15 protein-coding genes are annotated in these 15,041 nt (G+C 62.7%); 10 read left to right on the top strand and 5 right to left on the bottom strand.

Annotated features, from left to right (window positions below; all coding sequences use genetic code 11):
- Nucleotide 1: 1 nt before the first annotated feature.
- The gene (locus NKJ06_RS01370; RefSeq protein ID WP_352631584.1) at nt 2-373 is read left to right on the top strand and encodes a hypothetical protein; all 372 of its coding nucleotides are present in this window, start codon (nt 2-4) and stop codon (nt 371-373) included.
- Nucleotides 374-389: 16 nt separating this feature from the next.
- Nucleotides 390-767 (top strand): hypothetical protein, encoded by a 378-nt coding sequence (locus tag NKJ06_RS01365; protein WP_352631586.1) that lies wholly within the window; start codon nt 390-392, stop codon nt 765-767.
- 29 nt (nt 768-796) lie between these two features.
- Here NKJ06_RS01365 and NKJ06_RS01360 read toward each other — a convergent pair whose 3' ends face one another.
- Nucleotides 797-1,201 (bottom strand): cupin domain-containing protein, encoded by a 405-nt coding sequence (locus NKJ06_RS01360; RefSeq protein ID WP_352631588.1) that lies wholly within the window; start codon nt 1,199-1,201, stop codon nt 797-799.
- Between the two features lie 129 nt (nt 1,202-1,330).
- On the opposite strand from NKJ06_RS01360, the gene NKJ06_RS01355 reads away from it, so the two are divergent.
- The 4 genes from NKJ06_RS01355 to NKJ06_RS01340 all read left to right on the top strand — a co-directional run bounded on the left by NKJ06_RS01355 (nt 1,331) and on the right by NKJ06_RS01340 (nt 5,501).
- Nucleotides 1,331-2,122, top strand: coding sequence for an ABC transporter ATP-binding protein (locus NKJ06_RS01355; protein ID WP_352631590.1), 792 nt, complete (start codon nt 1,331-1,333; stop codon nt 2,120-2,122).
- Nucleotides 2,123-2,459: 337 nt separating this feature from the next.
- Entirely contained in the window at nt 2,460-3,338 is an 879-nt protein-coding gene (locus NKJ06_RS01350) for an ABC transporter permease (protein ID WP_352631592.1), read from the top strand.
- Nucleotides 3,335-4,489 (top strand): ABC transporter permease, encoded by a 1,155-nt coding sequence (locus NKJ06_RS01345; RefSeq protein WP_352631594.1) that lies wholly within the window; start codon nt 3,335-3,337, stop codon nt 4,487-4,489. Before NKJ06_RS01350 ends, NKJ06_RS01345 begins: the two co-directional genes overlap by 4 nt.
- 40 nt (nt 4,490-4,529) lie before the next feature.
- On the top strand, nt 4,530-5,501 hold the full coding sequence (locus NKJ06_RS01340) for an ABC transporter substrate-binding protein (RefSeq protein WP_013894623.1): 972 nt from the start codon (nt 4,530-4,532) through the stop codon (nt 5,499-5,501).
- A gap of 41 nt (nt 5,502-5,542) precedes the next feature.
- On the opposite strand, the gene NKJ06_RS01335 is transcribed toward NKJ06_RS01340, so the two are convergent.
- The gene (locus NKJ06_RS01335) at nt 5,543-6,001 is read right to left on the bottom strand and encodes an Lrp/AsnC family transcriptional regulator (RefSeq protein WP_352631597.1); all 459 of its coding nucleotides are present in this window, start codon (nt 5,999-6,001) and stop codon (nt 5,543-5,545) included.
- 121 nt (nt 6,002-6,122) lie between these two features.
- On the opposite strand from NKJ06_RS01335, the gene NKJ06_RS01330 reads away from it, so the two are divergent.
- Together NKJ06_RS01330 and NKJ06_RS01325 are read left to right on the top strand one after the other, a co-directional pair.
- A complete protein-coding gene (locus NKJ06_RS01330) occupies nt 6,123-7,406 on the top strand; it encodes a cystathionine gamma-synthase family protein (RefSeq protein ID WP_352631599.1) in 1,284 nt (427 codons plus the stop codon).
- A 162-nt stretch (nt 7,407-7,568) separates the two neighbouring features.
- Entirely contained in the window at nt 7,569-8,009 is a 441-nt protein-coding gene (locus tag NKJ06_RS01325; protein WP_352631600.1) for a CHRD domain-containing protein, read from the top strand.
- A gap of 45 nt (nt 8,010-8,054) precedes the next feature.
- On the opposite strand, the gene NKJ06_RS01320 is transcribed toward NKJ06_RS01325, so the two are convergent.
- The 3 genes from NKJ06_RS01320 to NKJ06_RS01310 form a co-directional block, all read right to left on the bottom strand.
- Nucleotides 8,055-9,704 (bottom strand): thiamine pyrophosphate-binding protein, encoded by a 1,650-nt coding sequence (locus NKJ06_RS01320; RefSeq protein ID WP_352808656.1) that lies wholly within the window; start codon nt 9,702-9,704, stop codon nt 8,055-8,057.
- A complete protein-coding gene (locus tag NKJ06_RS01315) occupies nt 9,701-10,876 on the bottom strand; it encodes a CaiB/BaiF CoA transferase family protein (protein ID WP_352631604.1) in 1,176 nt (391 codons plus the stop codon). The genes NKJ06_RS01320 and NKJ06_RS01315 overlap by 4 nt, the downstream gene beginning before the upstream one ends.
- A 99-nt stretch (nt 10,877-10,975) precedes the next feature.
- Nucleotides 10,976-11,908 carry an alpha/beta fold hydrolase gene (locus tag NKJ06_RS01310; RefSeq protein WP_352631605.1) on the bottom strand — a complete coding sequence of 311 codons (933 nt, stop codon included), beginning with the start codon at nt 11,906-11,908 and terminating at the stop codon, nt 10,976-10,978.
- 184 nt (nt 11,909-12,092) lie between these two features.
- Between NKJ06_RS01310 and NKJ06_RS01305 the strand changes: the two genes are divergently transcribed.
- Both NKJ06_RS01305 and ettA read left to right on the top strand, forming a co-directional pair.
- Entirely contained in the window at nt 12,093-13,100 is a 1,008-nt protein-coding gene (locus NKJ06_RS01305) for a ribonuclease T2 family protein (RefSeq protein WP_352631607.1), read from the top strand.
- Between the two features lie 257 nt (nt 13,101-13,357).
- Nucleotides 13,358-15,007, top strand: a complete 1,650-nt coding sequence (gene ettA / locus NKJ06_RS01300) for an energy-dependent translational throttle protein EttA (RefSeq protein ID WP_013530923.1) — start codon at nt 13,358-13,360, stop codon at nt 15,005-15,007.
- Nucleotides 15,008-15,041: the final 34 nt, after the last annotated feature.

Below are 15,041 nucleotides of genomic sequence, written 5' to 3'. Positions count from 1 at the left end.
CTTGGCGCGTTCGGCCGCGCTCATTTTGTTGGTCTTGGCGGCAAGTGTCGCTGGTCCGGCAGCAGCAGGCGGCGTGCTGGCCGGCTCCTGGGGCAATGATGTCGGCTGTGCCGGCGTCAAGGCCGGTTATCAGGACAGCGACGCCTATATCGTTCTGACCGCCGAAGGCATCGAGACCTATGGCAGCGGCTGCCGGTTCGCGCAGCAACTGACGCCGATGCTGGGCACGCAATCGCTCAGTTCGACCTGCTCCGCCGAAGGCGAGGCAGGAACGACGGTCGAAACCGTCGTGGTCACCAACAAGGGAGAGGATGGTTTCTTTGTCACCATCCCCGGCCTTGAGGAAATGGGGCCGCTGCAATCATGTTTGTGACGTTTTGGGGGTGAGCATGCGTGGTTTTGGTCTATCTGTCGCGATGGTTCTCGTGCTGGCTGCGGGCCAAGCCTCGGCGGCGGGCATCGATCTATCCAAGCCCTATGGCAACAAGTCCGGCTGCATCAACAAGAACGGCCAGAAAGTCTATGCGGAAGACATGCTGCTGCTGAACGCTACGGAATTCATCACCGCGACCAACGCCTGCACCTTTACCGACAAGAAGACGCAGGCTGACGGTTCGATGGTGGTGAAGTCAATGTGCGAGGCAGACGGCGGGGATGGTCAGTCGCCGATACAGTTCACCATCAAGCGCAGTCCCAAGAACGCCAAGAAGCTGGTAATCGCGGATGAGGATGGCACTGTGTACGGGGAAGTTTCCCGGTGCCGATGACGCGCAAGTTCCTATCGATGCAGTCGGATTCAGGCGACCAGCGCATCCAGTTCCGGCAACAGGACGACGCTTTCCTGTTCGTTGGGATCGGTGCGGGCAATGACGGCCGAAGACGGGGCGCCGCTCAGATTGGCCGGCAGATGCGGCACGCCGGCGGGAATGTAGAAGAGATCGCCGGCCTTGACGACGATATGATGCTCGAGCCGGTCGCCATACCAGGTATGGACTTCGCCGGAGAGCACATAGATCGCCGTTTCATGGCTCTCGTGCATATGTGCCTTGGCACGAGCGCCGGGCGGCATGGTGAGGACGTGCATGCAGATGCCGGAAGAGCCGACGGTCTCTGTGGCGATGCCGGCGAAATAGGTCAATCCCTGCTTGCCTTCATAAGTGCTTTCAGGGCGGATAAGATGACAAGTGGGTTTGGGCGACATCGGGAAACTCCGGGCGTCGATTGAGTGGGACAAGACCAATGGGACAGGGCGAGTGGAAAACAACATCGCAATAAAAGCAATCGGATTCCGGCCGGAGCCGCAGGGACGGGAACAGGCGGGCGGCAGCCGATGACAGGGACTTCGCCAGCCGTCGTCGCGGCAAGCAAACTCGGACTGACCTTCCAGACCAATGACGGGCCGGTGCAGGCGCTGTCCAATGTCGATCTCACCATCGGCAAGGGAGAATTCGTCTCCTTCATCGGGCCTTCCGGCTGCGGCAAGACCACGCTGCTGCGCGTTATCGCTGATCTGGAGAAGCCGACCTCGGGGACGATTTCGGTCAACGGCATGACAGCAGAACAGGCGCGCGAGAAACGCGCTTATGGCTACGTCTTCCAGGCCGCCGCGTTGTTTGCGTGGCGCACCATCGAGCGCAATGTCGGACTGCCCTTGGAGATCATGGGCCTGTCCAAGGCGGAACAAGCGGAGCGCATCAAGCGCACGCTCGATCTCGTCAACCTCTCGGGATTCGAGAAGAAATATCCCTGGCAGCTCTCGGGCGGCATGCAACAGCGCGCCTCGATCGCTCGCGCGCTGGCCTTCGATGCCGACCTTCTACTGATGGACGAGCCGTTCGGCGCGCTGGATGAGATCGTGCGCGACCACCTCAACGAGCAATTGCTGGAGCTGTGGGGACGGACCAACAAGACCATCTGCTTCGTCACCCACTCCATTCCCGAAGCCGTCTATCTGTCGACGCGCATCGTGGTCATGTCGCCGCGCCCAGGCCGCGTCAGCGATGTCATCGAATCGACGCTGCCGAAAGAGCGGCCGCTCGACATCCGCGAGACGCCGGAGTTTCTGGCGATCGCAGCGCGCGTCCGCGACGGGTTGCGGGCAGGGCACAGCTATGATGATTGAGCGCTTCGAAAAGCGAGAGGCCAACCTCGCCTTCGTCATCCTAGGGCGAAGCAAGCGCGAAGCGGCGAGCGCAGACCCTAGGATCCATGCTGTGACGTCCGCCGAAGGGCGCAAGCGGCGGAGAATAGCCGCCAAGCAGGGCGCGGGACAGGGAACCATGTTCCGCACCGCTGCGGAGCGGGTAGGTAACGGCATGGATCCTAAGATCTGCACCGCGTCGCTCTGCTCCTTGCTTCGCCCTAGGATGACGAAGAGAAAGGCACCCGACCTCCGCTTCGCTCCGGCCACCCTCTCCCCGTCGGGGAGAGGAGGGCGCGTACCTGGCGAGGCCGGCTAGATGGACACCTTCCGCGACAAGCTCATTCCCGTGACCTCGATCCTCGCTGGAGTGGTCATGCTCTGGTATATCTTCGCCGTCATCCTCAACACGCCGTTCCAGCGTGATCTCGATCGCCGCGCCGGTGAAACACCTGCCTTGAGCGAGTTCATCGGCAAGACGCTGTCGCAGCCGAAGCCGACGCTGCCGGCGCCGCATCAGGTGGCGGTGAACTTCTTCGAAAACACCTTTCTGCGGCCCATCACCTCGAACCGCAGCCTCGTCTACAATGCCTGGGTGACACTGTCGTCGACGCTGCTTGGCTTTGCCTTCGGCACGGCGCTCGGCATCATCATTGCTGTCGGTATCGTGCATGTGGCGACGCTCGATCGCAGTCTGATGCCGTGGATCATTGCCTCGCAGACGATTCCCATCCTGGCGGTGGCGCCGATGATCATCGTCGTGCTGGCGGCGGTCGGCATCACCGGCCTGGTCCCGAAGGCGATGATCTCGACCTATCTGTCGTTCTTCCCGGTGACCGTGGGCATGGTGAAAGGGCTGCGTTCGCCTGAGATCATGCATCTCGACCTGATGCACACCTACAATGCCAGCGCCGCGCAGACCTTCTGGAAATTGCGCGTGCCGGCCTCGGTGCCGTTCCTGTTCACCTCGATGAAGGTGGCGGTGGCGGCAAGCCTGGTCGGCGCCATCGTCGGCGAACTGCCGACCGGCGCTGTCGCCGGCATCGGCGCCAAGCTGTTGGCCGGCGCTTACTACAGCCAGTCCATCGACATCTGGTCGGCGCTGGTCGCCGGCTCGGTGGTGGCCGCGCTTCTGGTCATGGTGGTCGGCATTGCCGGGCGCATCGTCGATCGCGCCATGGGCGGGAGGCCGGCATGAACTGGCTGAAACCTTCCTGGCAAGCGGTGCTGGCCATTGTGCTGTGCCTGATCGCGGTCGCGCTTGGTGCGATGTCGAAGCCGGAGGCGGCTGCGCTTGCGGACCCAACGGTCAGCATCAACTATCCCTATCTCGGAACCAAAAGCTTGATGTTCGGCCTGGCCATGCTGGCGGCGCTGATCTCCATGATCAGGATTCCGCCCCTTGCGGAAGCGGTGGCGCTGTTCATAGGCGCCCATCTCGTGGCCTGGCTGCTGATCTCAGGCATTACAGGTTTTGAGGGCACCGCACTGGCGCCGTATTTCCTGCTGCTCGCGGCCGCATGGCTGCTTGGCTGGCGCTGCGTGGCGGTGCTGTCGTCATTGCGTCCTTTCGCCAGTTGGGCATGGACGGGCTTGCGCCTGATCATCCCGGCCATTTTCGGCGCCTGGATCCTGATCATCTGGGAAGCGGTGACGCGAGGCGCGGGCATCCCCTTCATCCTGTTGCCGCCGCCTAGCGCCATCGGCGTGCGCATCGCCGGTTCGCTGCCTGTGCTCGGCGCCGATGTCCGACAGACCATCTTCAAGGCGGTTGTCTTCGGCTATGTCGTGGGCAGTGGCGCCGGCTTCATCGCCGCGGTGCTCGCCGACCGTGTGCCGTTCCTGCGGCGCGGACTGCTGCCGATCGGCAATATGGTCTCGGCGCTGCCGATCATTGGCGTCGCACCGATCATGGTCATGTGGTTCGGCTTCGACTGGCAGTCCAAGGCAGCGGTGGTCATCATCATGACCTTCTTCCCAATGCTGGTGAACACGGTTGCCGGGCTTGCCGCCTCGGGCCACATGGAACGCGACCTGATGCGCACCTATGCGTCGGGCTACTGGCAGACGCTGCTGAAGCTCAGGCTGCCGGCAGCCGCGCCCTTCATCTTCAACGCGCTGAAGATCAACTCGACGCTGGCGCTGATCGGCGCCATCGTCGCCGAGTTCTTCGGCACGCCTGTCGTCGGCATGGGCTTCCGCATCTCGACCGAGGTTGGGCGGATGAACATCGACATGGTCTGGGCCGAAATCGCAGTTGCAGCACTTGCGGGTTCGGTCTTTTATGGCGTGGTCGCTCTTGTCGAAAGAGCCGTCACGTTTTGGCATCCCTCTGTCCGTGGTGGATAGGGGCGGTGGGTTTAGGGCACTAACTTCAGAGGGTAATAAAATGAAAAGACTGATTATTCCCGTTCTGGCCGGCGCGATGTCGCTTGCCGCTTTCCAGGCAATGGCCGCCGACAAGGTGACGTTGCAGCTGAAATGGGTCACGCAGGCCCAGTTTGCCGGCTACTATGTTGCCAAGGCCAAGGGCTTCTATGAGGCCGAAGGCCTCGACGTCGACATCAAGCCGGGCGGTCCGGATATTGCCCCCGAGCAGGTGATCGCCGGTGGCGGCGCCGACGTCATCGTCGACTGGATGGGCGGTGCGCTGGCCGCCCGCGAGAAGGGCGTGCCGCTGGTCAACATCGCCCAGCCGTTCAAGAAGGCCGGCATGGAGCTGGTCTGCCCCAAGGACGGCCCGATCAAGACCGAAGCCGACTTCAAGGGCCACACGCTCGGCGTCTGGTTCTTCGGCAACGAATATCCGTTCTACGCCTGGATGAACAAGCTTGGCCTCAAGACCGATGGCGGTCCGGACGGTGTCACCGTCCTGAAGCAGAGCTTCGACGTGCAGCCGCTGATCCAGAAGCAGGCGGATTGCATCTCGGTCATGACTTACAACGAGTACTGGCAGCTGATCGACGCCGGCTACAAGCCGGAACAGCTGACCGTATTCAACTACTCTGCGATGGGCAACGACCTGCTCGAAGACGGGCTTTATGCGTCCGAAGACAAGCTCAAGGATCCGGCCTTCGAGGACAAGATGGTGCGTTTCGTGCGCGCTTCGATGAAGGGCTGGAAATACGCCATCGACAACAATGACGAAGCAGCAGGCATCGTCATGGACGGCGGCGGCCAGGACGAAAACCACCAGAAGCGGATGATGAGCGAAGTCGCCAAGCTGATCGACAATGCCGACGGCAAGCTCGATCCGGCGACCTACGAGCGCACCGCTAAGGCGCTGCTCGACCAGAAGATCATCACCAAGGAGCCGACCGGCGCCTACACCACCGCCATCACCGACAAGGCGGTCAAGTAAGTCTATCCGGCAACATATCGATCTAGGAACGGCGCCTCTTGCTAGAGGCGCCGTTCCTTTATGGTGTTCATGACGAAGCTGGTCTCGATCGAGGCGACGCATTTCAGTCGCGCGATCTTTTCCTTGATGAAGCGCTCGTACTGCTCGAGGCTTCCGGTCACCACCTTCAGCACATAGTCGCGCGAACCGGTGACGAGGTGGCATTCCAGCACCTCTTCCCAGCCGCGGATTGCGTCCTCGAACATGACGATCTCGTCCTCGTTCTGGCGGCTGAGCCGGATTGTGGCGATGGCGACCATGCTCCAGCCGAAGGCTGAGGGATCGACCAGCGTGGTGTAGCCCCTGATGACGCCGGTTTCCTCCAGCCGCCGCACCCGCCGCAGGCAGGGCGAGGGCGACAGGCCAATCCGTTCGGCAAGCTCGTTGTTGGTGATGCGGGCGTCGGCCTGCAGCTCGCGCAGGATCTTGCGGTCGAAATCATCAGCTATCTTCTGCTGCACTTTCGGTCTCTCCAGGCAATTTGTTGCGGCATGCGCCCATGCGAGCCGCAGAAGAGCAAGGACTGGCGGATCGGGATCGCATAAATTGCCGCGACACCCCTCGAAAAAGGCAGGAAAAATCATGACCGCGCCACGCCCGTCGAAAACCCATATCGGCAACCACAAGCTCCATCCGGAAACGCTGATGCTGAGCTATGGCTTCGATCCGCAGCTTTCGGAGGGCGCGGTCAAGCCGCCGGTGTTCCTGACCTCGACCTTCGTCTTCAAGTCGGCGGAAGAGGGACGAGACTTCTTCGACTACACGTCCGGCCGCAAGGAGCCGCCGAGCGGCACGGCGTCGGGCCTGGTCTATTCGCGCTTCAACCATCCCAACAGCGAGATCGTCGAGGACCGGCTGGCGGTCTATGAGGGAACGGATGCCTGCATCCTGTTTTCGTCAGGCATGTCGGCGATCGCGACGACGCTGCTGGCCTATGCCCGTCCGGGCGATGTCATCCTGCATTCGCAGCCGCTCTATGGCGGCACCGAGACGCTTTTGACGCGCACGCTTTCCGGTTTCGGCATCGGCGCTGTCGGCTTCGCGGACGGCGTCGACGAGACGGCTGTGCGTGCCGCCGCCGAAGCTGCAGCCGCGAAGGGCCGAGTGTCGGTCATCCTGATCGAGACGCCGTCAAATCCGACCAACAGCCTGGTCGATATCGCGCTGATGCGGACGATCGCCGACGAGATCGGCGCGAGCCAAGGGTCGACGCCGATCGTCATCTGCGACAACACGCTGCTCGGCCCGGTGTTCCAGCGGCCGATCGAACACGGCGCCGATGTCTCCGTCTATTCGCTGACCAAATATGTCGGCGGCCATTCCGACCTCATCGCGGGCGCCGCCATGGGCAGCAAGGCGGTGACGAAGCCGATCAAGGCGCTGCGCGGCGCGATCGGCACGCAGCTCGACCCGCATTCCTGCTGGATGCTCGGCCGCTCGCTGGAGACGCTGTCCATCCGCATGGAGCGGGCCAACGACAATGCGCGCCTGGTCGCCGAATTCCTGCGCGACCACGCCAAGGTCGAGAAGGTGCATTATCTGCCGTTCGTGGGCGAGGATACGCCGGCGGGGCGTACCTACAAGGCGCAATGCAGCGGCGCCGGCTCGACCTTCTCTTTCGACATCAAGGGCGGGGAGAAGGCTGCTTTCGCGTTTCTCAACGGGCTGCAGATCTTCAAGCTGGCGGTAAGCCTCGGCGGAACGGAATCCTTGGCCAGTCACCCGGCGGCCATGACCCATTCGGGCATTCCCTTCAACGTGCGCCAGCGCATCGGCGTGCTGGAGACCACGGTCAGGCTGTCGATCGGCGTCGAGCACCCGGACGATCTGATCGCCGATCTGACGCAGGCGCTGGCTGCGGTCTGACGGATCACCTTCCTTCGAATCTGGGAAGGGCGAGCGATCGAATGCTTTGATCAGCCATCACAAAAGCGTGTGGTGGGATACATTTCGGTGCTCAGCCGTTGCATTTCCGCATGCGCGCGCCGGGAGGCGCGACGGATGCGACATCCCAATCGGAGGTGCTTCATGCGCAACCTATCCTTCTTCCCGGCGCTTTCGGCGCTGGCCATTTCGACCGCGTTCCTGTTCGCATCGCCGGCTCTGGCCGCCACGGAAAAGTTCAAGGCGACGCTCGACGGCGGCCAGCAAAACCCGCCAGTCACCACGAAGGGCAAGGGCACGGCCACTCTCACGTTCGACACGGCCAAGAAGAAGCTCAGCTGGAACGTCAAATATTCAGGCCTCAGCGGACCAGCAACGGGCGCGCACATTCACGGCCCGGCGGCGATGGGTGCAAACGCCGACCCGGTCATCCCATTCAAAAAGCTCAAGAGCCCGATCAGGGGATCTGAAACGCTGACGGATGCCCAGGCGGCTGACCTGGAGGCAGGCAAGTATTACGTCAACATCCATACATCAGCCAACCAGGACGGTGAGATCCGCGGCCAGATCGAAAAGGCGAAGTAGGTACAGGCTGTTCCGAAAGAGGGGCGGGCGACCGCCCCTTTTTTGTCACGCCTTGTCGCGGATCTGGCTCATCGTCCGCGTCGGCGTGATCGCCTCCGGGTCGAGCCTGATTTCGACGATCGCCGGCTTGCCGCTGGCGCGGGCACGCTCGAAGGCCGGGGCGAAATCGGTGGTCTTCTCGACCGTTTCGCCATGACCGCCATAGGCACGGGCAAGGGCCGCGAAGTCGGGATTCCTGAGATCCGTGGCCACCACGCGGCCGGGATATTCCCGCTCTTGATGCATGCGGATGGTGCCGTAGATGCCGTTGTTGACGACGACGACGACGATCGGCAGGTTATATTGCACGGCGGTGGCGAATTCCTGCCCGTTCATCAGGAAGCAGCCGTCGCCGGCAAAGGCAACCACGGTGCGGTCCGGAAACAGTTCCTTGGCGGCGACAGCCGCAGGGGTGCCATAGCCCATCGAGCCTGAGGTCGGTGCGCCTTGAGTGGCGAAGCGGCGGAAGCGGTGGAAGCGATGCACCCAGGTGGCGTAATTGCCGGCACCGTTGGTCAGGATGGCGTCGTCGGGCAGCATCTTTTCCAGGTAGTTCATGATCGGCCCCATCTGGACCGGGCCGGGGCCGCTTTCCGGCGGCGTCGACCAGTCGAGATAGGCGGCAGGCAGCGTTGGCGTCTCGGCTGCCCAGAAGGGTGCGGAAGCCGGCTTGCGGTTGGCGAAGGCTTCGACGAAGGCGGCAGGCGAGGCGTTGATCGCCAGTGTCGGCCGGTAGACGCGGCCGAGTTCGCCGGCGTCGGCATGGACATGGACCAGCGCCTGATCGGGGTAGGGGCTTTTCAGCAGCGTGTAGTCGGATGACGGCATTTCGCCCATGCGGCCGCCGATGAGCAGCACGAGATCGGCTTGCTTGATCGCTGTCGCCAGCTTTGGATTGATGCCGATGCCGACATCGCCGGCATAGTTCGGATGCAGATGGTCGAACAGCATCTGGCGGCGGAAGGAGCAGCCGACCGGCAGCGACCACGCCTCGGCGATCGTGCGCATCCGCGCCACCGCCTCGGCATCCCAACGCGTGCCGCCAAGAATGACGAACGGCCGCTTGGCCTTGGCCAGCAGCTTTTCCAGCGCATCGAGCTCGGCTTCGCCCGGCCGGGTTTCGACCGGTGTGTGCGGCAAGGCGACGGGCGCTTCGACGACACTGGTCAGCATGTCTTCCGGCAGCGAGATGACGACTGGGCCGGGACGGCCCGATGTTGCCACCGCGAAGGCGCGGGTGACGAATTCCGGGATGCGCGAGGCATCGTCGATCTCGACCACCCATTTGGCGATGTCACCGAAGAACCTCTTGTAGTCCACTTCCTGAAAAGCCTCGCGTTCCTTGGCGTGGCTGGCGACCTGGCCGATGAACAGGATGACGGGAACCGAATCCTGCATGGCGATGTGGATGCCGGCCGAGGCGTTGGTGGCGCCGGGGCCGCGGGTGACGAAGCAGATGCCGGGCTTGCCGGTCAGGCGGCCGTGGCAATCGGCCATCATGGCGGCACCGCCTTCCTGGCGGCAGACGATGGTGCGGATCGCTGAATCGTGCAGCGCGTCGAGCACCGCCAGATAGGATTCACCGGGCACGCAATAGATGCGGTCGGTGCCGTTGGCTTCGAGCGCGTCGACGATCAGTTGTCCGCCGGTCTTCATTGTCCAGACTTCTCCAATTCGGCAAGGATTTCTTGCGTGTGTTCGCCCAGGCGCGGCGAGGGGCGCTCATAGACGAGCGGCGTGCCTGACATCACCATCGGCGCACGCACCGAAGGCAGAAGATTGCCATGGCCGTCGTCGAGGTCGAGCCGCATGCCGCGCGCGATCGTCTGCGGGTCGGCGAACATCTGGCCGATCGTATTGATCGGGCTCGCCGGCACGCCTGCCGCTTCCAGCTTTGCCAGCAGCGGATCGCGGTCAAAAATCTTCAGCGCCTCGATCATGTGCTCGCGCAGCTTTACCCGGTTGGCGACCCGGGCCGGATTGGTCGCAAAGTCTGGATCGACAGGCAAATCGTCCAGTCCGACGGCAGCGCAGAATTTCGCGAACTGGCCGTCATTGCCGACCGCCAGGATGATGTGGCCATCTCGGACTGGCACCACTTCGTAAGGGGCGATGTTCATATGCGCATTGCCCATCTGCACCGGCGATTTGCCGGAGACGAGATAGTTGAGGTTCTGGTTGCCGAGTGCCGAGATCTGGGTGTCGAACAGCGCCATGTCGATGTGCTGGCCTTCGCCAGTTCGTTCGGCATGGCGCAGTGCGGCCTGGATGGCGATGACCGAATAGAGGCCGGTGAAGATGTCCGAGATGGCAACGCCGGCCTTTTGCGGCTCACGGCCTACCTCGCCGGTGATCGACATCATGCCGGCCATGGCCTGGATGATGAAGTCGTAGCCGGCGCGGGGTGCATACGGGCCATCCTGACCGAAGCCGGTGATCGAGCAATAGACGAGGCGGGGGTTGATCTTGCGCAGGCTGTCATAGTCGAGCCCGTACTTCTTCAGGCCGCCGAGCTTGAAGTTCTCGATCAGCACATCCGACGTCGCGACCAGCCGGCGCACGGTCTCGGCGCCTTCGGGTGTCGAGAAATCGATGGCGATGGAGCGCTTGCCGCGATTGCAGGAATGGTAATAGGCGGCCGACAGGTTCTCGCCGTCCTTGCCCATGACGAAGGGGGGACCCCATTTGCGGGTGTCGTCGCCGCCATCGGGGCTCTCGACCTTGATGACATCGGCGCCGAGATCGGCAAGCAATTGCCCGGCCCATGGCCCGGCAAGGATGCGCGCGAGCTCGACGACGCAGACGCCTTTCAGCGGGGGCTCAGCCATAGATCACCATGGTTGCTGCAATCACCTTGATTGCTGCGAAAGCAGAGCCTCTATCAAGCCCTGCAACGGCTGTCACGGCTCTTGCGATGGGCCAATCCGTCACGCTTTCAGGATACCATCGGCCCAGGCGGCGAAATCGTCCATGATGATGTCGCGATTCACCTCGTTCAGGCTTTCGTGGCGGGTGTCGGCGTAAACCTTTGAAACGAGATTCGAAAAGCCCATCGAACGCATGCGTTTCGCGAGTTGGGTAATCCCTTTGCCGTAGTCGGAAGCGGGATCCTTTTCGCCGCCAACGATGCTGACGGGGAGGTCGCGCCGGATGCCGGCAAAACCGGCATCCTTGCCACCGTTGAGCGCCATGCCGACGACGTCGCGCCACATCGACACCGAGGCATCCCAACCGCACAGCGGGTCGGCGATGTATTTTGCCACCTCAGCCTCGTCGCGCGACAGCCAGTCGAACAATGTGCGGTGATTGGGCACCGCCTTGCCCCAGGCCTGGAAGGTGAGTTTCGGCAGCAGCCGCGACGGCACGTCGGAGCCGAGCCGCATCCGCTCCCAGGCAAGAATGCCGAGCGCTACCTGGCCGAGCAGGCCAGCTGAGAAATTGCCGTTCCAGATCGCGGCGGCATGAACTCGCGGCGAATGGCGCAGCAGGTAGTTCAGCGCCATGGACGCACCCATCGAATGACCAAACAGGATGACCGGCCGGTTCGGGCATTCGCTGGCGATGACATCGTGAATGGCATCGACGTCGGCGATCGCCTTGGCCGGACCGTCCTTGCCGGCGAACCTGCCGAGCGGCGCGTCGGGGGCCTTGGTCGCACCGTGGCCGCGATGATCATGGACATAGACGTGGAAGCCGCGCGCAGAGAGAAAATCGGCGAAGCGGGCATAGCGCGCGGCGTGCTCGGCCAGGCCGTGATTGATCTGGACGACGGCACGTGCCCGGCCATCGGCCTGCTTGACGTAAAGATTGAGATCGGCACCGGTCGGCGAGGCAACCACGCGCTGCTGGCTGAATGACATGCCGCCTGGTCTCCGCCTTTGCTCTATTGTTGTTGGCTTTGTTTGCGCCGGTGCCGGTTTTGCGTCAATCCGCCGTGCCTGCTTTTCCGCGATGATGTTTCTTGCGTTTGGCCAGTAAAATATCGCAATTCTGACATGGAGACAGCTTCAGTCTGTCGTCCACTTCTTCAGCCGGGGATTTTCCATGCGCATTGGTGTCGTTTTCGGATTGGCCGTATTGGCGGCGTCGCTAGCTGGTGCGGCGCGTGCCGACGTCAAGATGAGCGGCAGCTTCGTTGCCGACGCCGCCTGTCCGGCGACGCAAGCCATCAAGAACGGCAAGAACCCCGGCAATGTCTCGACCGACGCCGGGCAGAGCTACCAGCTGCTGGCCGGTAACAAGGATGCGCCGACGCATTACCTCATCCTGGTGCCGGGCGCCGATCCGGAGCGCCGTTGGGTGAAGGTCAGCTGCGGCCATATCTCCGGCAGCAGCGCCGCGACTGTGCCGGCAGCACCTGGCGGGCAAGCCAAGCCGGCGGCGTCGGGAAAACCCGAATACGTCTTCGCGCTGAGCTGGCAGCCGGCCTTCTGCGAGACCAAGTCGAGCAAGACCGAATGCAAAGCGCAGAGTTCCGGTGATTTCGACGCGACGCATTTCACCTTGCACGGGCTGTGGCCGCAGCCGAACGGCAATTTCTATTGCCAGGCGACAGCGAGCGACAAGGCCAACGACAATCCGGCTCACTGGAAGGACCTGCCGCCGGTCAATTTGGACGCCAGCACCCGCACGGAACTCGATCAGGTGATGCCGGGGACAGCTTCGAAGCTCGAACGGCATGAATGGATCAAGCACGGCACCTGCTACGGCAAGAGCCAGCAGGACTACTTTTCCGATGCGCTCAACCTGATGCGCGCGGTGAACAGCTCGCCGGTGCGCGATCTCTTTGCCAAGAACATCGGCGGCAAGCTGACGGCGGACCAGATCCGTGGCGCTTTCGATACTGCCTTCGGGGCGGGAGCAGGGGACCGGGTGCGCGTTTCCTGCGTCATCGATCCGTCGAGCGGCAGGCGGCTGATCGGCGAACTGACGCTCGGTCTCGCCGGCCCGATCGAACCCAACAGCTCGCTCAAGGACCTGTTGCTGGCGTCTGTGCCGACCAACAAGGCCGGCTGCCCGACAGGCACCGTCGATGCGATCGGGTTCCAGTAAGGACGGGGCGGGTCGAGCCCGGCGAGACCATGCCGAACGGCAAGGCGACGTAAAAGACGCTGGCGAGATAGGTCTCAAGAGCGCAGGACCGACGGAAAACGTTCCGGTTCGGCGGACACTTCCGCGTGTGACCGGCCAGATATGGCAAAAGCGATTGCCGTTCGCCGCCGCATCGCCTACATAGCGGCCAACCTCCACCCAATTCGACAAATCCAGTCAGTTTTCTGGGCCAGTCAGTTTTTTCAGGGAAAGCGCGCGTGGCACGCCAGTTCATCTATCACATGGCCGGCCTCAACAAGGCCTATGGCACCAAGAAGGTGCTCGAGAATGTCCATCTCTCCTTCTATCCCGACGCCAAGATCGGCATTCTCGGCCCCAACGGGTCGGGCAAGTCGACGATCCTCAAGATCATGGCCGGGCTCGACAAGGAGTGGAACGGCGAAGCCTGGCTGGCTGAAGGCGCCACCGTCGGCTACCTGGCGCAGGAGCCGGCGCTCGATCCGGACAAGACCGTGTTCGAAAACATCATGGAAGGCGTAGCCGCCAAGACCGCCATCATCGAGCGCTACAACGAATTGATGATGAACTATTCCGACGAGACGGCCGACGAGTCGGCCAAGCTCCAGGACGAGATGGACCGGCTCAACCTGTGGGATCTCGAACAGCAGGTCGAGATGGCAATGGAAGCGCTGGGCTGCCCGCCCAAGGATTCGGAAGTCACCAAGCTTTCGGGTGGCGAGCGCCGCCGCGTAGCACTTTGCCAGCTCTTGCTGCGCCAGCCCGACCTTTTGCTGCTCGACGAACCGACCAACCATCTCGACGCCGAAACCACGGCGTGGCTGGAAAAGCATCTGCGGGCCTATCCGGGCGCCGTGATGATCATCACTCACGATCGCTACTTCCTCGACAATGTCACCGGCTGGATCCTCGAACTCGACCGTGGCCGTGGCATTCCCTATGAGGGCAACTACACCAAATATCTCGAAGCCAAAGCCAAGCGCCTCAAGCAGGAAGGCCGCGAGGACGACGCCCGCCAGCGCGCCATCGGCCGCGAGCGCGAGTGGATCCAGTCGAGTCCCAAGGCCCGCCAGACCAAATCCAAGGCGCGCATCCAGGCGTTCCAGGATCTTCTGGATGCAGCCGACAAGCGGCGTCCGAGCGATACGCAGATCGTCATTCCGCATGGCGAGCGGCTCGGCAATGTGGTGATCGAGGCGGAAGGCCTGTCGAAGGGCTTTGGCGACACGCTGCTAATCGACGGCCTGGAATTCAAGCTGCCGCCCGGCGGCATCGTCGGCGTCATCGGCCCGAACGGCGCCGGCAAGACGACGCTGTTTCGCATGATCACCGGTCAGGAAAAGCCGGATGCGGGCTCCGTGCGCGTCGGCGAAACGGTGAAGCTCGGCTATGTCGACCAGAGCCGTGATGCGCTCGATCCATCGAAGACGGTGTGGGAAGAGATTTCCGGTGGCGCCGAAGTGGTCAAGCTCGGCAAGTTCGAGGCCAACACACGTGCTTATTGCGCCTCGTTCAATTTCCGCGGCGGCGACCAGCAGCAGAAGGTCGGCAATCTCTCCGGCGGCCAGCGCAACCGCGTGCATCTGGCCAAGATGCTGAAGACTGGCGGCAACGTGCTGCTGCTCGACGAACCGACCAACGATCTCGATACGGAAACGTTGGCGGCGCTTGAAGACGCGCTGGAAAATTTCGGCGGCTGCGCCGTCATCATCTCGCACGATCGCATGTTCCTCGATCGCTTGGCGACGCACATCCTGGCCTTCGAGGGCGACAGCCATGTCGAATGGTTCGAGGGCAATTTCGAGGATTACGAGCAGGACAAGATCCGCCGCCTCGGCCCCGATGCCGTCAATCCGCACCGGATGACCTACAAGAGGCTGACGCGGTAGAGGGGTTTTCCGGGCGGCGAATTCTCAAGAAGAC

Origin of the sequence: Mesorhizobium sp. M0293 (genome assembly GCF_040321735.1) — a bacterium.
GTDB lineage: Bacteria > Pseudomonadota > Alphaproteobacteria > Rhizobiales > Rhizobiaceae > Mesorhizobium.
The sequence above is the reverse complement of the archived record's forward strand: the minus strand, read 5'-3'. Positions and strand labels throughout refer to the sequence as shown.